The following is a 22388-nucleotide window of genomic DNA, read 5'->3' on the forward strand; positions in this document are numbered from 1 at the left end:
ATGATTGGGAGTTGCCCTTGGATACCGTCCAGAATCCGCCCGACCCGAGCGTGCTTGCCCGCGCAGCCGCCAAGGTCAAGCGCCATGTACTGCCGTTGTTCGTGGTGATGTTCATCGTCAATTACATCGACCGGGTCAATATCGGCTTTGTGCGCAGCCATATGGAGACCGACCTGGGCATTGGCGCCGCCGCCTATGGCTTGGGTGCCGGGCTGTTCTTCATCGGTTACGCGATCTTCGAAGTGCCGTCCAATCTGCTGCTGCAGCGCTACGGCGCACGGGCCTGGTTGACGCGCATCATGTTCACCTGGGGCGCGGCTGCGATGGCCATGGCCTTTGTCCAAGGCGAAACCAGCTTTTATATCCTGCGCTTCGTGCTCGGCGCGGCCGAAGCCGGTTTTTTCCCCGGCATCATCTACTACTTCACCCAATGGTTGCCGGCCGCCGAGCGCGGCAAGGCGATGGCGATTTTCCTCAGCGGTTCGGCCATCGCCTCGGTGATTTCCGGGCCGGTGTCGGGGGCGTTGCTCAACGTCAGCGGCTTGAGCCTGCATGGCTGGCAGTGGATGTTCCTGATCGAGGGTTTTGCCTCCATCCTGTTGTGCGGGTTTGTGTGGTTCTGGTTGCAGTCCCACCCCCATCAGGCCAAGTGGCTCAGCGACGAAGAAAAACACGTGCTGGTGACGGCCATCGCGCTTGAGCAAACGGCCCGCGAAGCCACCCAGAGCGTGCGGCCGTCGATGTTCAAGCTGCTGGCCGACAAGCAGATCGCGCTGTTCTGCTTTATCTACTTTTCCATCGCCCTGACCATCTACGGCGCCACGTTCTGGTTGCCGAGCATGATCAAGAAAATGGGCAACCTGGGCGACTTCCAGGTGGGGTTGTTCAACTCGATCCCGTGGTTGATTTCCATCGTCGCCATGTATGGGTTCGCCGCCCTGGCGAGCAAGTGGAAACACCAGCAGGCGTGGGTGGCGCTGATGCTGGTGATCGCCGCCGTCGGCATGTTCATGTCCACCACTGGCGGGCCGGTGTTTGCGTTTGTCGCCATCTGTTTTGCCGCGATTGGCTTCAAGGCCGCTTCCGCGCTGTTCTGGCCGATCCCCCAGGGTTACCTGGATGCGCGCATCGCCGCGGCGGTGATTGCCTTGATCAATTCGGTCGGCAACCTCGGCGGTTTTGTTGCACCCACCACCTTCGGCCTGCTGGAGCAGACCACCGGTTCGATTGAAGGCGGGCTGTACGGCCTGGCCGCGACCTCGCTGGTGGCCGCGGTGGTGGTGTTTTTTGCGCGCACCGCACCACGGCCCGGTGTGCCGCCCACCTCCAAACCGACTCATCATCATGCCTTGCGTCCAGGCCCACAGGGAGCCGCCTCTTGAAAATCGTCCGCGTTACCGTCACCCCCATCGCGTTTCGCGACCCGCCGCTGCTCAACGCCAGCGGTATCCACGAAGCCTTCGCGCTGCGCTCGATCATCGAAATCGAGAGCGACACCGGCTACATCGGCCTTGGCGAAAGCTACGGCGATGCCCCGGCGCTGGCGATCCAGCACCAGGTCAAGGATCAACTGATCGGCCTTGATCCGTTCAACCTCAACCAACTGCGCGCCATCGTGCAGGCCACCGTGGCGGCGCACAAACCCGCGAGCATTGCCGGCGCCGAACTGGCCCCCGGTTCCCATGCGAGCAAGGCAGTGAGCAATGCCTATTCGGCGTTTGAGGTGGCGTTTCTCGACCTGCAGGCGCACTCACTGAATGTGCCGCTGGTGGACCTGCTGGGCGGCGCGATCCGCGACCGGATCCCGTTCAGCGCCTACCTATTCTTCAAGTACGCCGAGCACATCGACTCGCCCTATAAACCCGACAGTTGGGGCGAAGCCCTCAACGAAGTACAGATCGTCGCCCAGGCGCGGCGGATGATCGACACCTATGGCTTCAAAAGCATCAAGCTCAAGGCCGGTGCGCTGGACCCTGAGCATGAAGTGGCGTGCATCAAGGCCCTGAAAAAAGCCTTCCCCGGCGTGCCGCTGCGCATCGACCCGAATGGCAATTGGTCCCTGGAAACCTCGATCCGCATGGCCGAACTGCTCGGCGACGACCTGCAGTATTACGAAGACCCCACCCCCGGCCTGGAAGGCATGGCCGAGTTGCACACACGCACCGGCTTGCCCCTGGCGACCAACATGGTGGTCACCGATTTTGACGAGTTCCGCCGCAGCGTGGCCCTGAACAGCGTGCAGATCGTACTCGCCGACCATCACTACTGGGGCGGCCTGCGCGACACCCAGGTATTGGCGAAGATGTGCCAGACTTTTGGCCTGGGCGTGTCGATGCACTCCAACTCACACCTGGGCATCAGCCTGATGGCCATGGCCCACGTGGCCGCGTCGGTGCCCAACCTCGACTACGCCTGCGACACCCACTACCCCTGGCAAGAACCGGACGAAGAAGTGATCAAGGGCGGCAAACTGCCGATTGTCGACGGCTGCGTGAAGATCACCCGCGCACCGGGGCTGGGCCTGGAACTGGACCCTGATCAACTGGGCAAGCTGCATGACCAATACCTCAGCTGCGGCATTCGCCAGCGCGACGACGTGAAGCAGATGCAGCGCTATCAACCGGATTGGAAGACCGTCAAACCGCGTTTCTGAAGCTGGTCGCTTCGTTTTGCCCGGTGACTTGCGTCACCGGGCTTTTTTTAGCTGAAATCTTCTTCGAAGTGCTCCTGTTCACCCCGTGTGTCGCTCTGGCGCCGCACCACCTCCATCTGCCGCAACTCCACCCGGCGGATTTTGCCGGAAATGGTCTTGGGCAACTCGCTGACAAACTCGATCCGCCGCACCCGCTTGTAGGGCGCCAGATGCTCGCGGGCGAAGGCGAGGATGTGCGCGGCCAGTTCGGCGCTGCCCGGGGCGTCATGGGCCAGGATCAGGAACGCCTTGGGCACCGCCAGGCGCAACGGATCGGGGCTGGGCACCACGGCCACTTCCATCACCGCCGGGTGTTCGATCAGCGCGCTTTCCAGCTCGAAGGGGCTGATGCGGTAGTCGGAGGCCTTGAACACGTCGTCGGCGCGCCCGACAAAGGTGATGTAGCCGTCGGCGTCGATCTGCGCGGTGTCGCCGGTGCGGTAGTAACCGTCGCGCATCACCTCGGCGGTTTTCTCCGGGCTGTCTTCGTAGCCGAGCATCAGGCCCAGTGGGCGCACCTCAAGGGGCAGGGCAACTTCACCCTCGGTGCCCGGCACGCCGTCGGCGTCCAGCAGGGCCACCTGGTAGCCCGGCAACGGGCGGCCCATGGAGCCTGGCTTGAGCACCTGGCCCGGCGTATTGCCCACCAACGCGGTGGTTTCCGACTGGCCGAAGCCGTCGCGCAGCGGCAGGCCCCAGGCCTGTTGGATCTGCTCAATGATCTCCGGGTTCAGCGGTTCACCGGCGCCCACCAGTTCGCGCAGGTTCAGGCGCGATTTGTAGCTGGCCAGGTCTTCCTGGATCAGCATGCGCCACACCGTGGGCGGGGCGCACAGGCTGGTCACCCGGTACTTCTCCAGCGCGCCGAGCAACGCCTGGGCACTGAACCGCGCGACGTTATGGATAAAGATGCAGGCGCCGGCATTCCACGGTGCGAACAGGCAGCTCCAGGCATGCTTGGCCCAGCCCGGCGAGGAGATGTTCAGGTGCAGGTCGCCGGGTTGCAGGCCGATCCAGTACAGGGTCGACAGATGGCCGACCGGATAGCTCTGGTGGCTGTGCAGCACCATCTTCGGTTTTGAGGTGGTGCCGGAGGTGAAATACAGCAGCATCGGGTCCGTGGCCAAGGTACGGCCCTCGGCCTCGAACCGCTCGGGGTATTCAAAGGCGGCGCTGTGCGCGACCCAGCCAGTCGGCGCCGCTCCCACGCATACGCGGCTGCAACCTTCGCCCAGGCCCTCGAACTTGCCGACATGCGCCGCGCCGACCACCAGGTGGCGGACCTGGCCCCGCTCGATGCGGTCGTGCAGGTCAACCGGGTTGAGCAGGGCGGTGGCGGGGATCACCACCGCGCCGAGCTTGAAGGCCGCCAGCATGGTTTCCCACAGCGCCACATCGTTGCCGAGCATCAGCAGCACGCGCTCGCCACGCCGAACACCGAGGGCGCGCAGGTGGTTAGCGACCTGGTTGGAGCGCGCGGCCAGTTGCTGGAAGCTGTAGCGCTGCTCGCTGCCGTCCTCTTCGACGATCCACAGCGCGTCGGCGGCATTGCCCTCGGCCATGGCATCGAAGTAGTCCAGGGCCCAGTTGAAGGCGTCCAGTTGCGGCCAACGAAAGTCACGGGCGGCGGTGGCGTAGTCGGTACGGTGCGCGAGCAGAAAATCCCGGGCAGCCAGGAAGGACTGGGTCATGGTCGGTGTCCTTAATTATTGTTGTGGGGACTGGCCCTTCGGGTGCACCGAGAGGCTGGACCGAGTATAGGCACGCATAAATAAGAGCAAAACGCTCAAAAACACCGGAGCGTTGTGCAAAAAAGTCATGGGTGATAAGGGCTGGCGAGTGGTGATTGACGGGTTATACGTAAAAGTCCAGTATGGAATTATAAGTACAAAAGATCCCGCTCCAGCTTTTTCTTCACGCTTGCCAAAACCAATAACAACTCGCGAGACACGACCATGAAGAAACTCCCCCTCATCACCGCCCTGGCCTTGGGCCTGATCGCCTCCAGCCACCTGCTGGCCGCCGAGAAAACCCTGCGTATCGGCATCGAAGCGGCTTACCCACCGTTTGCGTCCAAGACCGAAGAGGGCAAGATCGTCGGCTTCGACTACGACATCGGCAATGCGCTGTGTGCGCAGATGAAGGTCAAGTGTGTGTGGGTCGAAGGTGAATTCGACGGCCTGATTCCTTCCCTCAAGGTGAAGAAAATCGACATGGCCTTGTCGTCCATGACCATCAATGACGATCGCAAGAAGTCGGTGGATTTCTCCCACAAGTACTACTTCACCTCCTCGCGCCTGGTGATGAGGGACGGTGCCGTGGTGGATGACCAGTACGCCAGCCTCAAGGGCAAGACCGTGGGTGTGCAGCGCGCCACCACCACCGACCGTTACGCCACCGAGGTGTTCGAACCCAAGGGCATCAACGTCAAGCGCTACAGCAATAACGAAGAGATCTACATGGACCTGGCGGCAGGCCGGCTGGATGCAATTTTTGCCGACACCATTCCCTTGAATGACTTTTTGCAGATGCCTCGGGGCAAGGGCTACGGGTTTGTCGGCCCGGAACTCAAGGACCCGAAATACGTGGGCGAGGGCGCCGGGATCGCGGTGCGCAAGGGCAATACCGCGCTGGTCAGCGAACTGAACAGCGCCATCGACGGCATTCGTGCCAGTGGGGAATACCAGAAGATTTCACAGCAGTACTTCAAGGCTGACATCTACGGCGATTGAGCGTCATACGCGGGAAAAATGTGGTGGGAGAGGGCAAGCCCTAATGCCAGTCAGTTAAGCGTACATCGCCTCCTGTAGGAGCGAGCTTGCTCGCGAAAAACGTCAACGATAACGCGTGCTTCCTGAATGAACGCGGCGCCTGCGAGTTTTTCGCGAGCAAGCTCGCTCCTACAAAAAGCCTTAACTGACTGGCATTGAGGCAAGCCCCCTCTCACATTTGATCAGCCCTTGAGCTCCTTCAAATGCTTGTAGACCGTGGCCCGGCCCATGCCCAGCACGTTGGCCACGTAGTTCGAGGCGCTTTTGCCCTTGAACGCGCCTTCGGCATGCAGCGCCAGTACCAGCTCACGCTTGTGGTCACGGGTGAGCAGGTTCAGGCTCAGCTGGCGCTCGCGCATCCAGGCATGCAGGAATGTGTTGATGCGCTCCTGCCAGTCATCGCGAAACAGCGAGTCCGGTTGCGGGATCAGCTTGCTCGGCGACAGGAACAGGTCCAGCGCCGCCTTGGCGTTTTCGAACAGTGAGATATTCAGGTTGATGCACAGCACTGCCAGCCGGCGACCTGTGTGGTCATGCAGCACGGTGCTCAGGCTGCGGATTTTCTGGCCATCCCAATTGAGCTTTTCGTAGGGGCCGATATTCACGTCGCTGACGTCGGCGCTGAGCATGTCCTCCAGCGCCGAGTCGTCGCCAATGCCCCTTTTGGACAGGTTATTGGCGATGTAATCGACTTTTTGCGTGCGCAGGTCATGCAGCACCACTTCAGCGTGGGGGAAGAACAGCGTGGCGATTGCATCGGCAATCGCACGGAAATTCTGCATGACTTTTTCGTGTTCGGCGCTGTTCATCAATGGGGCTCCAGGCGGGCGAGGGAGAGCATACCAGCGTCGAGGCCGAACCGTGTCAGTGCCTCCGGCAACGCTTCACCGCGCACCAGCGCTGCACTGGCCTGGCCCATGGCGGGCGATGTCTGGATCCCATAACCGCCTTGCGCCGCCACCCAGAACAGGCCGGGTACCTGTGGGTCGAAGCCGCTGAGCAAATCACCATCGTGCACAAAACTGCGCAGGCCGGCCCAGGTGCGCGTCGGGCGGCGGATAGCCAGGGTGGTGGCTTCTTCTATCTGATAGATGCCCATGGCGATGTCCAGCTCTTCGGGCTGTACATCCTGGGGCTCCACCGGGTCGGCATTGGCCGGCGAGCCGAGGAACATGCCGGCGTCGGGTTTCATGTAGAAGGCTTCGTCGAGGGCCACCAGCATCGACCAGGCGTGGCTGTCCACGCCTTCGGGGCCGGCGAAGATAAATGCCGAGCGCCGCTTGGGTTGCAGGCCGATGGACGCGGCGCCCGCCAGCCCGCCGATATGATCGGCCCAGGCCCCGGCGGCGTTGATAATGATCGGCGCGGTGTAGGTCCCGTCCTGGGTGTTTACGTGCCAGAGGCCCGCGCTGTCACGGCTCAAGCCCAGTACATGGCTGTCGGTACGCACTTCGCCCTGATTGCGTCGGATACCGCGCAAATAGCCCTGGTGCAGGGCGTCGGTGTCGATGTCGCTGGCGGTCGGGTCATACAGCGCGCCATGGACTTTTTCCCGGCGCAGGATCGGCAGGCGCGCGCAGGCTTCATCCGCCGTGAGCCGTTCGACCTGGGGCACCGTGGCCTTGGCGCTCAGGTACTGGGCCTGCAATTCGGCGGCGTCACCGTTGAAGTCCACGGTCATTTCGCCGCGTGGCGTCAGCAGCGGGTGCTCGCAGAAACCCGGCGGCGGGTTATCGAAAAACGCGCGGCTGGCCTGGGTCAACGCGCGCACCTGCGGGGTGCCATAGGCCGCCGTGTAGAGCGCCGCCGAGCGTCCGGTGGAGTGATAGGCCGGGTGGGATTCACGCTCCAGCACCAGCACCTTGCCATGGGGCGACAACCAGAAACCCGTGGACGCGCCGGCAATGCCGCCGCCGATGATGATGAAGTCGGCATGGCTCATAACAGTCTCCAGAGGGCATTGGCCAGGGCGATGTCTTCCAGGCCCAGGCCGATGGAACGGAAAAATACGTGGCGGTCATAGGCCGGGCGCTGTACCTGCTCACTGAGCAGTTCGGGCAGGTCGCCGACGATCGCGTTCTTGTCCCAGCCGTGCTGTTCAGCCGCGATCAGCATCTCGCCAGCCGAGCCCGGCGTGGTCTGGCGATAGTCGCAGAACACCTGCATGGCGTTGAGGCTCTGGGGCGGCACTTCATGGGCACGCGGGGCGTTGGTGCTGATCGAGGTGATCAGCGCCGGCTTGCTCAAGCGCGACGGATCGATCACCGGGCCGGCCGATGAGGTGCACAGCAGGATCACATCGGCGTCGGCCACCGCCGCATCGCAGCTGTTGGCGATGCTCAAACGTGGATCCAGGCGTTTGATGGCGTCGGTATTGGCAGTGGCCAGGCGTGGCGAAAACAGGCTGATGCCCTGCCAGTCCCGCAGATTCTTCACGTAATGCAAATGTGCCAGCGCGACCTTGCCGCTGCCGATGATCGCCAGGCGCCGTGCCACCTGCGGGGCCAGCGCCTCCACAGCCAGCGCAGTGGTCGCGGCGGTGCGCGCGGTGGTCAACTCGGCGGCATCGCACAGCAACAGGGGCTCGCCGGTTTGCATCGACATCAACAGCGTCCAGGCCGTCACCAGCGGCCCTTGCTCGCGCACGATATACGGCGAGGTCTTGACCCCGTACACCCCCTCTTCAGCCAGCACGCCCAGGTAATTGATGAAATCGCCGGCGTCGTGGGGGAACGCCACTAATTGCTGCGCCGGTTGCACCGCGTGCCCGGCGGCCAGGGCGCGAAACAGCGTGTGCAGGATCTGCGGTACATCGACTTGGGCGAGCAGTTCACGGGCCTGGGCCTCGTTGATTACATGGGGCGCGCTGGACATGGATATCTCCGATATCTGAACTTATTTGTCCATTATGGACTTTTAGTTCCGTTGGGCAAGCTAAAAACCTCAGCCCTCGAAGCGGAATCCCGTCGATAACTTTTCCTTCAAATACCCCACCAACGCACTCACCGACTTCGGCACATGGGGCGAATACGGCCGAATCAGGTAGATTTCATCGGCAAACGCGCCCTTGAGTGTCCAGCCCTTGAGCACCTGTACCAGCTTGCCGCTGGCCAGCGCAGCGTGGGCGCTGAAGTCGGGGAGCAGGGCGATGCCCAGGTGGTTGAGCGCCGAATCACGCAGGGCTTCGCTGTTGTTGGTGGCGAAGCTGCCGGCGATGGGCACGGTGAGGCGTTCGACCTTTTTGCTGCCGCGCTCGAAGGTCCATGCGGGCTGGTCGGTGCCGCGCGGGTAGAACAGGCAGTTGTGCGCCGACAGGTCGCCGGGTTCGCGCGGCTCGCCGTGGCGTTGCAGGTAATCGCGGCTGGCGACCAGCACCGAACCGGTGTCGCACAGCTTCCAGGCCACATGGGTTTCCGGCACCTGGAAGCCGTGGCGCACAGCGAGGTCGTAGCCTTCGGCCGCCAGGGAGCTCAGGGCATCCGAGACATCCAGCTGGATACGCACCTGCGGGTATTGCTGCAGGAATTCCGCCAAGTGCGGCACCAGCTGTTGCCGGGCAAATGCCACGGGGGCGGTCAAGCGCACCAGGCCACGAATCTCCCCGGCGGAATCGCGCACCGACGAGAAGCTGCGCGCGATTTGCTCATAGGCACCGCGCACTTCACGGGTCAGCGACAACCCGGCATCGGTCAACCGCACACTGCGCGTGGTACGGGTCACCAGCCGTGTGCCGGTGGCTTTCTCGAGGTCGGAAATGCGCTGGCTGACCGCGGATTTACTCACCCCCAGGCGCGCAGCGGCGGCGGTGTAGGTGCCGTGTTCCTCCAGCACTGAGAGCCAGTGAATGTGGGTCCACAGCCCTTCGATCTCGGATTTTTCCATGGGCTTATTGTTCGCTTATAAGGACAATCAGTTCTTGATTCTGCTCTGGTTTGGAACAAACCGAAAGCCTATCGTGTGTCCCAACGCAACCCACCTGGATCGACTGCCATGACTACAACCATCGAGCACTACATCAACGACCAGCGCGTCAGCCGCGATGATCGCTATCAGGACGTCTACAACCCGGCCACCGGCGAAATCACCGGCCGCGTTGCCCTGGCCAGCAGCCAGACCGTGTCCGAAGCCGTCGCCGCTGCACAGGCCGCTTTTGCCGGTTGGGCCGACACCCCGCCTATCCGTCGCGCCCGCGTGCTGTTCGAATACCTGCACCTGCTGCGTGAGCGCAAGGACGACCTGGCGCGCATCATCGTCGCCGAACACGGCAAGGTCTTCACCGATGCCCAGGGCGAAGTCGACCGTGGCATCGACATTCTCGAATTCGCCTGCGGCATCCCCAACCTGCTCAAGGGCGAGCATTCCGACCAGGTCTCCCGTGGCATGGACAACTGGACGATGCGCCAACCCCTGGGCGTCGTGGCCGGTGTCACGCCATTCAACTTCCCGGTGATGGTGCCGATGTGGATGTACCCGATCGCCATTGCGGCGGGCAACACCTTCATCCTCAAGCCAAGCCCGACCGACCCAAGTGCTTCGCTGTTCATGGCTGAACTGCTGCGTGAAGCCGGCCTGCCCAAAGGCGTATTCAACGTGGTGCAGGGCGACAAGGAATCGGTGGACGCGCTGATCGCGCACCCGGACGTCAAGGCCGTGAGCTTCGTCGGCTCCACGCCGATTGCGCAGTACATCTACGAAACCGGTGCGCGCAACGGCAAGCGTGTGCAAGGCCTGGGCGGTGCGAAGAACCACATGGTGGTGATGCCGGACGCGGATATCGAAAAAACCGTCGATGCCTTGATGGGCGCCGCCTACGGCAGTGCCGGCGAACGCTGCATGGCCATTTCCGTAGCGGTGCTGGTCGGCGATGTCGGTGACAAGGTCATCGCCGCCCTGACCGAACGCGCCAGGCATCTGCGCATCACCGACGGCCGCGACCTCAAGGCGGAGATGGGCCCGATTGTGTCCCGCGCCGCACTGGAGCGCATCAGCGGCTACATCGAACAAGGCGTGCAGGCCGGCGCGCAATTGCTGCTCGACGGACGTGACTATGTACCCACCGAGGCTGGCCTGGAAAACGGCTTCTGGCTCGGCGCGACCCTGTTCGACCACGTGACCCAGGAGATGAGCATCTACCGCGAAGAAATTTTCGGCCCGGTACTGGCCTGCGTGCGCGTGAATGACTTCGCCGAGGCGGTGAAGCTGGTCAACGACCACGAATTCGGCAACGGCGTCAGCTGCTTTACCCGCGACGGCAACATTGCCCGCGAGTTTGCCCGGCGTATCGAAGTGGGCATGGTCGGCATCAACGTGCCGATCCCGGTGCCGATGGCCTGGCACGGGTTTGGTGGCTGGAAGAAGAGCCTGTTCGGCGACATGCATGCCTACGGCACTGAGGGTGTGCGCTTCTACACCAAGCAGAAATCGATCATGCAGCGCTGGTCGGAGAGCATCGAGCAGGGTGCGGAGTTTGCGATGCCGGTGTCCAAATAACGGCCAAAAGAACACAGCGGAACCCTATGGGAGGGGACTTGCCAGTCAGTTAAGGAAAAACACTGTAACTGTGGTGAGCGGGCTTGCTGTGGTGAGCGGGCTTGTCCCGCGCTGGGCTGCGAAGCAGCCCCAATCAGGCTCCCTGTGTTCTGTCAGGTAAACCGCAGTGCCTGGTTTTGGGTCTGCTTCGCAGCCCAGCGCGGGGCAAGCCCGCTCACCACAATAAGCTTGCGCAGGCTCACCCGATAACCCATTCGAGATTGCACCTCCACGCCCCACGTGATCTGAGGACTACTCCTAACCTGTGGTGAGCGGGCTTGTCCCGCGCTGGGCTGCGCAGCAGACCCAAAACCAGGCGCTGCGGTTTACCTGACAGAACACAGGGAGCCTGATTGGGGCTGCTTCGCAGCCCAGCGCGGGGCAAGCCCGCTCACCACAGTAAGCGGGCTTACTAGAGAAGCTTGTCTGCCTCTAGCGGTTGAAGCGCTCAACCAGCGCGTATTGGGTGGCCGCGGTATTGGTCAGTTCCTTGCTCAGGTCCGTGGATTGATGGGCTTGTATCGAGGTCTGGTCGGCCAGTTCGGCGATGGTGGTGATGTTGCGGCTGATCTCCTCGGCGACGGCACTTTGTTCTTCGGTGGCGGCGGCGATCTGGGTGGTCATGTCGGTGATATGCGACACCGCTTCGCTGATCCCCACCAGGGCCTGGTCCGCTTCCAGCACCCAGGCTACGCCTTCCTGGGCCTGGCGCTGGCCGTTTTCCATGCTTTGCACCGCGTTGCTGGAGGATGCCTGGAGCTTGGTGATCAGCCCATGGATCTGGGTGGTCGATTGTGAAGTGCGCTGGGCCAGTTGGCGCACTTCGTCGGCTACCACTGCAAAGCCTCGGCCTTGTTCGCCGGCTCGCGCTGCTTCGATTGCGGCGTTGAGGGCGAGCAGGTTGGTTTGGTCGGCGATGCCCTTGATCACATCCACCACGCTGCCGATTTCGTCGCTGTCCCTGGCCAGTTGCGCCACGGTCACCCCGGTCTCGCCGACCATGGTGGACAGACGCTCGATGGCTTCACGGGTATCGCGCGCCACTTCGCGGCCGCGCCCGGTCAGCACGTTGGCCTGTTGGGTGGCGTCGGCGGTGCGTTGTACATGGCTGGCGACTTCCTGGGTGGTCGCGGCCATCTGGTTGACGGCCGCCGAGACCTGTTCGGTTTCCACGCGCTGTCGGTTCAGGCCTTTGGCGCTGGCGGCAGCCAACTGATCGGATTGCCCCGCCAGGGTACTCAGTTGTTCGGCGCTGTCCTGCAGGCGGGTGAGGCAGGTTTTCAGGCGCGCGGTCTGGCTGAGAAACGCGGTTTCCAAACGCGACTGTGGGCCGCGTGCGTCACTGTACATCTGCGCGATCAAGGCATCCGACGTCGAGGGTTCGACCCCCTCCAATAGACGCAGGGTACTGCCCTGGCGCCAGCGCGAGCACAGCAGGCCCACCGGCAGCGCGACCGCCACGGCCACTGCGACGGCCACCGGTGCACTGAGGAACAGCCCGGCGACGCTGCCAGCCACACCGGTGGCCATGTACGGCACGCAACTCACTGCCGCCGGCAGCCAGGCATCCTGGCGCGGCACGCCCGGCTTGCCTTGGCTCAGACGCCGGTAGAGGGCCTGGGCGCGGCGGATTTCATCGGCCGTAGGCTTGACCCGCACCGACTCGAAGCCAACGACCCGGCTGCCGTCGAAGATCGGCGTGACGTAGGCATTGACCCAATAGTGGTCGCCGTTTTTCGAGCGGTTCTTGACGATGCCCATCCACGGCAGGCCTTGCTTGAGCGGGCTCCACATGTGGGCGAAAACGGCGGGTGGCACGTCGGGGTGCCGCACGATGTTCTGGGGCGCGCCGATCAGGTCGGCGCGTTCAAAACCGCTGATATCGACGAAGGCGTCGTTGCAGTAAGTGATCATCCCTTGAACATCGGTGGCGGAGATGAGTTTTTGCGAAGGCGCGAGTGAAATCTCGCGCTGTGTTACGGGCTGGTTGTTGCGCATTCCGACTACTCCCTGAATTGCCATAAGTTCATCGGCATCACACGGAATAAGTTGATGGCGATTGTTTGATATAAACCGGGACGTGACGAATGGCGTTCAGGAGGGCCTAAGTGGCGAATTGTCCTGGTGCGATACGAAAACAGTTTTTGCCTGCGCGCTTGGCTTCATATAACGCACCATCCGCATGGGCAATCACTGTTTGTGCGCAGGTATGTGACGTACTGTCGGCGCCTTCAAAGAGGGCAATGCCGATGCTGGCTTGCAAGGCATAGGGAAGAGCGCAACGCTCAGAGGCCTGTCGCAATGTTTCTATAATTCGTTGCGCTGCCAGGGTGGCAGAGGTCATGCCGGAATTATTCATCAGCAGAATAAATTCGTCTCCACCCAAGCGGCCGGCGCAATCCTGATTTAGCCTGACAATCGATTTAAGTGTTGCACCAAATTCGGCTAACGCCTTGTCACCTTCGGCATGTCCGTGGTTATCGTTGATGCTCTTGAAACCATCCAGATCTATATAGAGCACCGCAAAGTGTTTATCGGCATGCCGGCTGCGGGCCAGGGTGTTTTCAATCAGTTCGAGTATCCCCATACGGTTGTACAGGCCGGTGAGGGGGTCATGGGTCGCGCGGATTTCGTTTTTGGCCTCGGCCAGTAACGCGCGCACCAGGTTATCGTTCAACGTGTTGAGCAGTAGCCACATGCCCGTCAAGTACAGCGGGGCCTGGAGCAGGAATATCCTCAGCAGCGGTTCCGGCTGAAACAAGGTGGCGAGCTTCATGGGCACATCCGTCAGCAATATTTGAGTAAATGCATAGCGCGGTACACCTTGATTACGCATGGCGATCGCGGCATTCACGCTCACCATTGAGGTGCACCCGAGAACTTGAAGAATCGCATCGCCGCTGATCAGGCAACCAGCGGTACCCAGGCCCAGCTCCGCCGCCCAGACCAGGCCCAGTAATAACGATAGATCAATGACATAAGGATATTTTTGGCCGCCGTATTTATTGATCCAATACAGCAGTGCTAACCGTGAGACCCAGATCATCGAATCAATGATGAGCCAGGCAATGAAGAATTGGCTCGGGTGCAGTGTAACCGCGACTGTGCATATCACCAGGCTGTTAAACCAACCGACCCAGAGCACCCCCTTGGAAGAAAAAGGCCCGGCTATAAGTTCGCTGCGTATGCGCGTGTCATACGGTGCGTCTGCATTCGTCAGCCATCTCATCGCCTTTGTCGCAGGGAGTTGATATTCCATATTGACCCTCATCTGAAGCGCTGAAATCAAATAGTGGCACATGGCCATGCTGGCACCGTTCCAGCAGCTTTTCAAATGCTATGAGATAAAATTTGCGGGGCATTGATTCATGAAATATTCACTTGTTATTCAGCACATCCGTAGGGGAATCGCGCCGGTAGAACCGCTATCCATCACCCCGCATGATTGAAAAGCCTGAAACTTCCCGATGAAAAACCTCATAATGGCGGCCATTTTTGTTTAGCCCGTTATTCTGGTGTGCCCCCATGGAAATCAAGGTCAACTTTCTCGACAACCTCCGGCTTGAAGCCAAGTTCGATGACTTCACGGTGATTGCCGACCAGCCTATTCGCTATAAAGGCGATGGCTCGGCACCGGGGCCGTTCGATTACTTCCTGGCTTCGTCGGCGTTGTGTGCGGCGTACTTCGTCAAGTTGTACTGCAGCACGCGCAACATCCCCACGGACAATATTCGCCTGTCGCAGAACAATATTGTCGATCCGGAAAACCGCTATAACCAGATCTTCAAGATCCAGGTGGAGTTGCCGGCCGATATTTCCGATAAGGACCGCCAGGGCATCCTGCGCTCCATCGACCGTTGCACCGTGAAGAAAGTGGTGCAGGCCGGGCCGCAGTTCGTGATCGAAGAAGTGGACAACCTCGACGCCGATGCCCAGGCCCTGTTGATGCCGAGCGCGGGCAGCGAGGCGGGCACTTATATTGCTGGCAAGGACCTGCCGCTGGAGCAGACCATTGCCAACATGTCCGGGATCCTTGCCGGCCTGGGCATGAAGATCGAGATCGCCTCGTGGCGCAATATCGTGCCGAACGTGTGGTCGCTGCATATCCGCGACGCCCATTCACCGATGTGCTTTACCAACGGCAAGGGCGCGACCAAGGAGGGCGCCCTGGCGTCGGCGTTGGGCGAGTTCATCGAGCGGCTCAACTGCAACTTCTTCTACAACGACCAATTCTGGGGTGAGGAACTGGCCAATGCGCCGTTCGTGCATTACCCGGACGAACGCTGGTTCCAGCCGGGCCCGAATGACGAGCTGCCCGGGGAAATCCTCGACGCCTACTGCCTGAAGGTCTACAACCGCGACGGCGAGCTGCGCGGTTCGCACCTGTTCGACACCAACTCCGGCAATGAAGCGCGCGGCATCGTTTCGCTGCCGTTCGTGCGCCAGTCGGATGGCGAGGTGGTGTATTTCCCGTCCAACCTGATCGAGAACCTCTACCTCAGCAACGGCATGAGCGCGGGCAACACCCTGGCCGAGGCCCAGGTGCAGTGCCTGTCGGAGATTTTCGAGCGTGCGGTGAAGCGCGAAATCATCGAGGGCGAATTTGCCCTGCCGGACGTGCCGGCTGACGTGCTCGCGAAGTACCCGAGCATCCTGGCGGGTATTGCAGGCCTGGAAGCCCAGGGCTTCCCGGTGCTGGTCAAGGACGCGTCCCTGGGCGGCGAATTCCCGGTGATGTGCGTGACCTTGATGAACCCGCGCACCGGCGGCGTGTTCGCCTCGTTCGGTGCCCACCCGAGCCTGGAAGTGGCGCTGGAACGCAGCCTCACCGAACTGCTGCAAGGCCGCAGCTTCGAAGGCTTGAACGACCTGCCGCAGCCGACCTTCGAAGGCCAGGCGGTGACCGAGCCGAACAACTTCGTCGAGCACTTTATCGACTCCAGCGGTGTGGTGTCGTGGCGCTTCTTCAGCGCCCAATCGGACTACGAATTTGTCGAGTGGGACTTCTCAGGCGAAGGTGAAGACTCCAACGCCCAAGAGGCCGCGACCTTGTTCGGCATCCTCGAAGGCATGGGCAAGGAAGCCTATATGGCGGTGTACGAACACCTCGGCGCAACCGCCTGCCGCATCCTGGTGCCGGACTACTCGGAAATCTACCCGGTGGACGACCTGATCTGGGACAACACCAACAAGGCGCTGTTTTTCCGCGAGGACATCCTCAATCTGCACCGCCTGGACGAAGCGGAATTGCAGGGGTTGGTCGAGCGCCTGATCGAAAGCGAGCTGGACGACTACACCGACATCACCACCCTGATCGGCATCGAGTTTGACGACAACACGGCCTGGGGCCAACTGACCATCCTCGAATTGAAGCTGCTGATCTTCCTCGCCTTGCAGCAGTACGAGGAGGCCAAGGAGTGCGTGGAGATGTTCCTGCAGTACAACGACAACACCGCCGAGCGTGGCCTGTTCTACCAGGCGATGAATGCGGTGCTGGAGATGGAACTGGACGACGATCTGGAACTGGCGGACTACGAAGCCAACTTCCGCCGCATGTTCGGCAATGAGCGGATGGATGCGGTGATCGGCTCGGTCAACGGCAGTGTGCGTTTCCATGGGCTGACACCGACCAGCATGAAGCTGGAAGGGCTGGACCGGCATTTGCGCTTGATCGAGAGCTACAAGAAGCTGCATTCGGCGCGTGCCAACATCGTCCAGGGGTGACGCGTACCCAATGTGGGAGGGGCAAGCCCCCTCCCACAGTTGATCCCTGTTGCCTGGGGGATTTATATCCGGGCCAAGGCTTGCGCCAGGTCCGCCCGTAGATCCTCCACGTCCTCAACCCCCACCGACAACCGTACCAGCCCGTCGCCAATCCCCAACTGCGCGCGGGTCGCCGCCGGGATGCTGGCGTGGGTCATGATCGCCGGGTGTTCGATCAGGCTTTCCACGCCCCCCAGGCTCTCGGCCAGGGCGAAGAGCTTGACGGTTTCCAGGAAGCGCGTGGCGCCGGCCAGGTCGCTGTTCAAGTCGACTGAAATCATCCCGCCAAACCCGCGCATCTGCCTGTGTGCCAGTTCGTGCTGCGGGTGGGACGCCAGGCCTGGGTAATAGACCCGGGATACTTGCGGTTGCTGTTCCAGCCAGGTGGCCAGGTCGAGGGCGTTGCTGCAATGGCGCTCCATGCGCAGGGCCAGGGTTTTCACGCCGCGCAGGGTGAGGAAGGCATCGAACGGGCCGGCGATGGCACCAACCGAGTTTTGCAAAAATCCCACGCGCTCGGCCAACTCGGGGTTGTCGCCGACGATGGCGATGCCGCCGATCACATCGGAGTGACCATTGAGGTACTTGGTGCTGGAGTGCACCACGATGTCGAAACCCAACTCTAGCGGACGCTGGATCCACGGGCTGGCGAAGGTGTTGTCGGCCACGCAGAGAATGCCGCGGCTGCGGCAGATACGGGCGATGGCGCCGAGGTCGGTGAGGCTCAGCAGCGGGTTGCTCGGGGTTTCGACCCAAACCATGCGCGTGTCGTCCTGCAAGGACGCTTCGAACGCCGCCACATCACTCAGGTCGACAAAGCTGAAACGGTGCCCGGCACTGCGCTGGCGCACCTTGTCGAACAGGCGGAAGGTGCCGCCGTAGAGGTCGTTGCCGGACACGATATGGGCGCCGGCATCCAGCAACTCCAGCACCGTGGAGATTGCTGCCAGCCCGGACGCGAAGGCAAACGCCTGGCTGCCGCCTTCGAGGTCGGCCACGCAGCGCTCCAGGGCAAACCGCGTGGGGTTGTGGGAGCGGCCGTAGTCGAAGCCCTTGTGTACGCCGGGGCTGTCTTGCAGGTAGGTGGAGTTGGCGTAGATCGGCGGCATCAGCGCGCCCGTGGTCGGGTCAGGTGACTGCCCGGCGTGGATCACACGGGTGGCAAACGCGCTTTTATCGGGCTGGCTCATGCAAGGGATCTCCGCAGGTGGTTGAGCAGGTCGACGCGGGTGATCAGGCCGTGAAAGCCCGCCGCGTCGGCAATGATGGCGACCAGGCCGCGGTCCAGTTCAGCCTGCAATTCGGCCAGGCTGGCGCCGGGGGCCAGGGTGTGGACTTTGTCGCTCATGGCGCTGGCGACCATCATGGAGAAGTCCGCCGCGTCATGGTGCAGGCCCAGCAGGATGTCGGACTCATCGATCACCCCCACCAGTTCGCGGCCGTCCACCAGCACCGGCAGTTGCGACACGTCCGCCAGGCGCATGCGCTGGAAGGCGGTGAGCAGGGTGTCGTCGGGGCTCACGCTGATCACGCGACCATCTTCGAAGCGCCGCGCGATCAAGTCGCGCAGGTCGCCGTAGTGCTTGTAGTGCAGCAAGCCTGCATCGGTCATCCATTGGTCGTTGTAGACCTTCGACAAATAGCGGGTGCCGGTGTCGCAGACAAAGGTGACCACGCGCTTGGGCACCGTTTGTTCGCGGCAATACCGCAGCGCGGCCGCGAACAGGGTGCCGGTGGATGAACCGCCGAGAATGCCCTCGGCCTTGAGCAGCTGGCGGGCGTGGTCGAAGCTGTCTTCATCGCTGATGGAGTAGGCGTGGCGTACGCTGGACAGGTCGGCAATCGACGGGATGAAGTCCTCGCCGATGCCTTCCACCGCCCACGAGCCGGGTGTTTCCAGCTTGCCGCTGCGGCTGTATTCGGCCATCACCGAACCCACCGGGTCGGCGAGGACCATTTCCAGCTCGGGCTGCACCCGTTTGAAGAAGCGCGTCAGGCCGGTGAGGGTGCCGGCCGAGCCGACGCCCACCACAATCGCGTCTACATCGTGTTGGGTCTGGGCCCAGATCTCCGGCGCGGTGCTGGTCTCGTGGGCCAGGGGGTTGGCCGGGTTGTTGAATTGGTCGGCGAAGAAACAGCCGTCAATCTCCTTGGCCAGCCGCGCGGCCATGTCCTGGTAATACTCGGGATGGCCCTTGCCCACATCGGAGCGGGTGATATGCACCTCGGCGCCCATGGCCTTGAGGTGCAGCACTTTTTCCGTGGACATCTTGTCGGGCACCACCAGCACCACCCGATAACCTTTCGCCCGGCCCACCAGCGCCAGGCCCAGGCCGGTGTTGCCGGCGGTGGCTTCAATGATTGTGCCGCCGGGGCGCAGGCGGCCGTCGCGTTCGGCGGCGTCGATCATGGCCAGGCCGATGCGGTCCTTTATGGAACCGCCGGGGTTCTGGGATTCAAGCTTGAGGAACAGCGTGCAGGGGCCGGTATCGAAACGGCTGACCCGAACCAGCGGCGTGTTGCCGATCAGCTCGAGTACGGCAGGGCGGGGTAGTGTGGGCATGTCGTCACCTGGGGGCTTAGGGTGGGGGACAGCAAATCGCAGAGCATGGTCTGGAACAGTAGGTCGGTATTGGGTCGGTCGCAACCGAGGGGTCGATTGAATGACTTTTTTTGGCGCATGGGCGATGCCCGGGTGCGCCATCTACGCGCATGTTTTGCGGCGATACCCTTGTATTCATTGGCAGAGTGACCTGGCGTGGGCTTTGCTTTAGATAAATCCAAACTTGGATACAAGATGGAGTTTCCCATGCACAACGTTGTTGGCTGGACCCTCGGTGAATGGCAGGCCGCTTACCGCAACGGCACGATCACGCCGGACATTTTGCTCACCCTGGCCGCGCAATACCCCGCCGAGGACAGCGCCTGGATCGCCCGCGCCCAGCCGTCGTCATTGGCCGAGCAACTGGCGCAGTTGAGCGAACGATTGGCAGCCCAGGGCGGCGATATGACCCGGCTGCCGTTGTATGGCGTGCCGTTTGCGATCAAGGACAACATCGATGCGGCCGGCTGGTACACCACTGCCGCCTGCCCCGAATTTGCCTACCGCGCGACCCGGGATGCCTCGGTCGTGCAGAAGCTGCGCGCCGCCGGCGCAATCCTGATGGGCAAGACCAACCTCGATCAGTTCGCCACCGGCCTGGTGGGCACCCGCTCGCCGTATGGCGCGGTGGGCAACAGTTTCAATGGCGATTACGTCAGCGGCGGCTCCAGCTCCGGTTCTGCGTCGGTGGTCGCCCGTGGGCTGGTGGCGTTTTCCCTGGGCACCGACACGGCGGGCTCCGGGCGTGTACCGGCGGGGTTCAACAATATCGTCGGCTTGAAGCCGACCAAGGGGCGTTTGTCCAATACCGGCCTGGTGCCGGCTTGCCGCACGGTGGATTGCGTCTCGGTGTTTGCGTTGACCGTGGAAGATGCCGAGACCGTGGCGCACGTTGCGGCGGGATACGACGCCAGCGACGCCTATTCCCGCGCCAACCCCAACACGGCGCCAGTGGCGGTGGGCGCTTCGATCAAGCTGGCCATCCCGGCGGCCCTGGAGTTTTTCGGCGATACCCAGAACCAGGCCGTGTTCGAACACGCGGTCGAACACTTCAAGGCGCTGGGCGCGGTGATCACCCCGGTGGATTTCACTGCGTTCAAGGAACTGGCGGACCAGCTGTACTTCGGCCCTTGGGTTGCCGAACGCACCGTGGCCCTGGAAAGCATGCTCGAAAACCAGCCCGAGGCAATCAACCCGGTGGTGCGCGGCATTGTCGAAAATGGCCGCCAGTACAGCGCCTGCGACGCCTACAAAGCCGAATACCTGCGGGCTGAACTGAGCCGCCGCATCAATGACAGCCTGGCCGGTTTCGATGCCTTGCTGGTGCCGACTTCGCCAACCCTGCGCACCATGGCCGAGATGGCGGAGGAGCCGGTGCGCTACAACTCGCAGTTCGGCTACTACACCAACTTCACCAACCTGGCCGACCTCTCGGCCCTGGCGCTGCCGGCCGGTATCCGCGCCGATGGCTTGCCCAGCGGCATTACCTTGCTCGCACCGGCCTGGCATGACACGGCGCTGGCGCACCTGGGCAAGCGCTGGCAAGCCAGCCTGGAGCTGCCTTTAGGTGCCACCCAGCGCTATCTGCCGGCACCGTCCGCACCCGCCCCAGCCCCCGGCTGCGTGCGCGTGGCGGTGGTGGGCGCGCACCTCACCGGCATGCCGCTGAATGTCCAGCTGACGACGCGCAACGCGGTGCTGGTGGAGCAAACCCTGACGGCCGACACCTACCGCCTGTACGCGCTGCCGGGCACGGTGCCGCCCAAGCCCGGGCTGGCCAAGGCGGACAGCGGTCGGGCGATCATCGTCGAGCTATGGGACATGCCCCTCGCACGCTTTGGCGAGTTCGTCGCCGAGATCCCCGCGCCGCTGGGGATCGGCAACCTGCTGCTGGCCGATGGGCGCAGCGTCAAAGGCTTCATCTGCGAGCCCTGGGCCCTGGCCGACGCCCTCGACATCACCGAGTTCGGTGGCTGGCGCGCCTTTATTGCGAGTCGCGGTTAAGCATGGGGGCCAAGACACGCCCCGACAGCCTGGCCGAGCAGATCTACGCGCAGCTCAAGGCGGATATTTTCGACTTCCGACTGCTGCCGGGCGATCGTTTCAGCGAAGGCGAGGTGGCCGAACGCATGCACGCCAGCCGCACGCCGGTGCGTCAGGCGCTGTATCGCTTGGAACGGGAAGGGTATCTCGAGGTGTATTTTCGCAGCGGCTGGCAGGTGAAACCGTTCGATTTCGCCTACTTCGAAGAGCTCTACGACGTGCGCATCGTATTGGAACTGGCGGCTGTCGGCCGGTTATGTGCGATGGACGAACCGAACCCGATGCTGCAAGCGTTGCAGGCCACCTGGCAGGTGCAGGAGGGCGAGCGCCTGGAGGACGCCCAGGCCGTATCGGCGCTGGATGAGCGTTTTCATTGCGCGTTGGTGGAAGCCACCGGCAACCGTGAAATGGCGCGCATGCACTACGCCATCACCGAGCAGATCCGCATCATCCGGCGGCTCGACTTTACCCAGGCGCCCCGCATTGCGGCGACGTACGAAGAGCATGGGCAACTGCTCTCGGCCATCGTGCAACGCCAGGCTGACCAGGCGCAGCACCTGCTGCAGCGGCATATCGAACTGAGCAAGCAGGCGGTGCGCGAGATCACGTTGCACCGGTTGCATACCGCCCGGCAGGTGGGGGGGCAGATTTCCTGATGCCCTGAGCTTCTGTGGTGAGCGGGCTTATTGTGGTGAGCGGGCTTGCTGTGGTGAGCGGGCTTGCCCCGCGCTGGGCTGCGCAGCAGCCCCAATCAGGCTCCCTGTGTTCTGTCAGGTAAACCGCAGCGCCTGGTTTTGGGTCTGCTTCGCAGCCCAACGCGGGGCAAGCCCGCTCACCACAGGTTACGAGTAGTCCTCAGATCACGTGGGGTGTGGAGGTGCACTCTCGAATGGGTTATCGGGTGAGCCTGCGCAAGCTTATTGTGGTGAGCGTGCTTGCTGTGGTGAGCGGGCTTGCTGTGGTGAGCGGGCTTGCCCCGCGCTGGGCT

General features: G+C 62.4%; 16 protein-coding genes and 1 pseudogene. 7 read left to right on the top strand and 10 right to left on the bottom strand.

The window, feature by feature from the left end:
• Positions 1 to 17: 17 nt before the first annotated feature.
• Both PspCFBP13509_RS30305 and PspCFBP13509_RS30310 read left to right on the top strand, forming a co-directional pair.
• Positions 18 to 1382 (top strand): MFS transporter, encoded by a 1365-nt coding sequence (locus tag PspCFBP13509_RS30305; RefSeq protein ID WP_137213116.1) that lies wholly within the window; start codon positions 18 to 20, stop codon positions 1380 to 1382.
• Positions 1379 to 2653, top strand: coding sequence for a glucarate dehydratase family protein (locus tag PspCFBP13509_RS30310; protein WP_137213117.1), 1275 nt, complete (start codon positions 1379 to 1381; stop codon positions 2651 to 2653). The genes PspCFBP13509_RS30305 and PspCFBP13509_RS30310 overlap by 4 nt, the downstream gene beginning before the upstream one ends.
• Positions 2654 to 2700: 47 nt before the next feature.
• On the opposite strand, the gene PspCFBP13509_RS30315 is transcribed toward PspCFBP13509_RS30310, so the two are convergent.
• A complete protein-coding gene (locus PspCFBP13509_RS30315; RefSeq protein ID WP_065924415.1) occupies positions 2701 to 4383 on the bottom strand; it encodes an AMP-binding protein in 1683 nt (560 codons plus the stop codon).
• A gap of 264 nt (positions 4384 to 4647) precedes the next feature.
• Here PspCFBP13509_RS30315 and PspCFBP13509_RS30320 point away from each other — a divergent pair, with 264 nt between their 5' ends.
• On the top strand, positions 4648 to 5424 hold the full coding sequence (locus tag PspCFBP13509_RS30320; protein ID WP_065924414.1) for an ABC transporter substrate-binding protein: 777 nt from the start codon (positions 4648 to 4650) through the stop codon (positions 5422 to 5424).
• A 221-nt stretch (positions 5425 to 5645) separates the two neighbouring features.
• Here the strand turns inward: PspCFBP13509_RS30320 and PspCFBP13509_RS30325 are convergent, their stop codons facing one another.
• The 4 genes from PspCFBP13509_RS30325 to PspCFBP13509_RS30340 all read right to left on the bottom strand — a co-directional run bounded on the left by PspCFBP13509_RS30325 (position 5646) and on the right by PspCFBP13509_RS30340 (position 9345).
• Positions 5646 to 6272: a helix-turn-helix transcriptional regulator gene (locus PspCFBP13509_RS30325; protein WP_065947967.1), complete on the bottom strand. Its 627-nt coding sequence runs from the start codon at positions 6270 to 6272 to the stop codon at positions 5646 to 5648.
• The gene (locus tag PspCFBP13509_RS30330) at positions 6272 to 7405 is read right to left on the bottom strand and encodes an NAD(P)/FAD-dependent oxidoreductase (protein ID WP_137213118.1); all 1134 of its coding nucleotides are present in this window, start codon (positions 7403 to 7405) and stop codon (positions 6272 to 6274) included. Before PspCFBP13509_RS30330 ends, PspCFBP13509_RS30325 begins: the two co-directional genes overlap by 1 nt.
• Entirely contained in the window at positions 7402 to 8337 is a 936-nt protein-coding gene (locus PspCFBP13509_RS30335; RefSeq protein ID WP_137213119.1) for an ornithine cyclodeaminase family protein, read from the bottom strand. Before PspCFBP13509_RS30335 ends, PspCFBP13509_RS30330 begins: the two co-directional genes overlap by 4 nt.
• A gap of 69 nt (positions 8338 to 8406) precedes the next feature.
• Positions 8407 to 9345, bottom strand: coding sequence for a LysR family transcriptional regulator (locus PspCFBP13509_RS30340; RefSeq protein ID WP_065924410.1), 939 nt, complete (start codon positions 9343 to 9345; stop codon positions 8407 to 8409).
• A gap of 108 nt (positions 9346 to 9453) precedes the next feature.
• On the opposite strand from PspCFBP13509_RS30340, the gene PspCFBP13509_RS30345 reads away from it, so the two are divergent.
• Positions 9454 to 10953, top strand: coding sequence for a CoA-acylating methylmalonate-semialdehyde dehydrogenase (locus tag PspCFBP13509_RS30345; RefSeq protein ID WP_027603551.1), 1500 nt, complete (start codon positions 9454 to 9456; stop codon positions 10951 to 10953).
• Between the two features lie 471 nt (positions 10954 to 11424).
• Here the strand turns inward: PspCFBP13509_RS30345 and PspCFBP13509_RS30350 are convergent, their stop codons facing one another.
• From PspCFBP13509_RS30350 to PspCFBP13509_RS30355, 3 genes and pseudogenes are all read right to left on the bottom strand, one after another.
• Complete coding sequence (locus tag PspCFBP13509_RS30350; RefSeq protein WP_419790228.1) at positions 11425 to 12522, bottom strand: methyl-accepting chemotaxis protein; 1098 nt, start codon at positions 12520 to 12522, stop codon at positions 11425 to 11427.
• A gap of 195 nt (positions 12523 to 12717) precedes the next feature.
• Positions 12718 to 13014 (bottom strand): annotated as a pseudogene (locus tag PspCFBP13509_RS32330) (PAS domain-containing protein); the annotation flags it as partial.
• A gap of 82 nt (positions 13015 to 13096) precedes the next feature.
• A complete protein-coding gene (locus PspCFBP13509_RS30355) occupies positions 13097 to 14251 on the bottom strand; it encodes a GGDEF domain-containing protein (protein WP_074846928.1) in 1155 nt (384 codons plus the stop codon).
• A gap of 266 nt (positions 14252 to 14517) precedes the next feature.
• On the opposite strand from PspCFBP13509_RS30355, the gene PspCFBP13509_RS30360 reads away from it, so the two are divergent.
• The gene (locus PspCFBP13509_RS30360) at positions 14518 to 16716 is read left to right on the top strand and encodes an OsmC domain/YcaO domain-containing protein (RefSeq protein WP_065948281.1); all 2199 of its coding nucleotides are present in this window, start codon (positions 14518 to 14520) and stop codon (positions 16714 to 16716) included.
• A gap of 62 nt (positions 16717 to 16778) precedes the next feature.
• On the opposite strand, the gene PspCFBP13509_RS30365 is transcribed toward PspCFBP13509_RS30360, so the two are convergent.
• Positions 16779 to 17945, bottom strand: coding sequence for a cystathionine gamma-synthase (locus PspCFBP13509_RS30365; RefSeq protein ID WP_065925186.1), 1167 nt, complete (start codon positions 17943 to 17945; stop codon positions 16779 to 16781).
• A complete protein-coding gene (locus tag PspCFBP13509_RS30370) occupies positions 17942 to 19318 on the bottom strand; it encodes a pyridoxal-phosphate dependent enzyme (RefSeq protein ID WP_027608450.1) in 1377 nt (458 codons plus the stop codon). Before PspCFBP13509_RS30370 ends, PspCFBP13509_RS30365 begins: the two co-directional genes overlap by 4 nt.
• A gap of 246 nt (positions 19319 to 19564) precedes the next feature.
• Between PspCFBP13509_RS30370 and atzF the strand changes: the two genes are divergently transcribed.
• Complete coding sequence (gene atzF, locus PspCFBP13509_RS30375; RefSeq protein WP_137213122.1) at positions 19565 to 21361, top strand: allophanate hydrolase; 1797 nt, start codon at positions 19565 to 19567, stop codon at positions 21359 to 21361.
• A gap of 2 nt (positions 21362 to 21363) precedes the next feature.
• Positions 21364 to 22056, top strand: coding sequence for a GntR family transcriptional regulator (locus PspCFBP13509_RS30380; RefSeq protein ID WP_065925188.1), 693 nt, complete (start codon positions 21364 to 21366; stop codon positions 22054 to 22056).
• Positions 22057 to 22388: the final 332 nt, after the last annotated feature.

Source organism: Pseudomonas sp. CFBP13509 (genome assembly GCF_005233485.1).
GTDB lineage: Bacteria > Pseudomonadota > Gammaproteobacteria > Pseudomonadales > Pseudomonadaceae > Aquipseudomonas > Aquipseudomonas marginalis.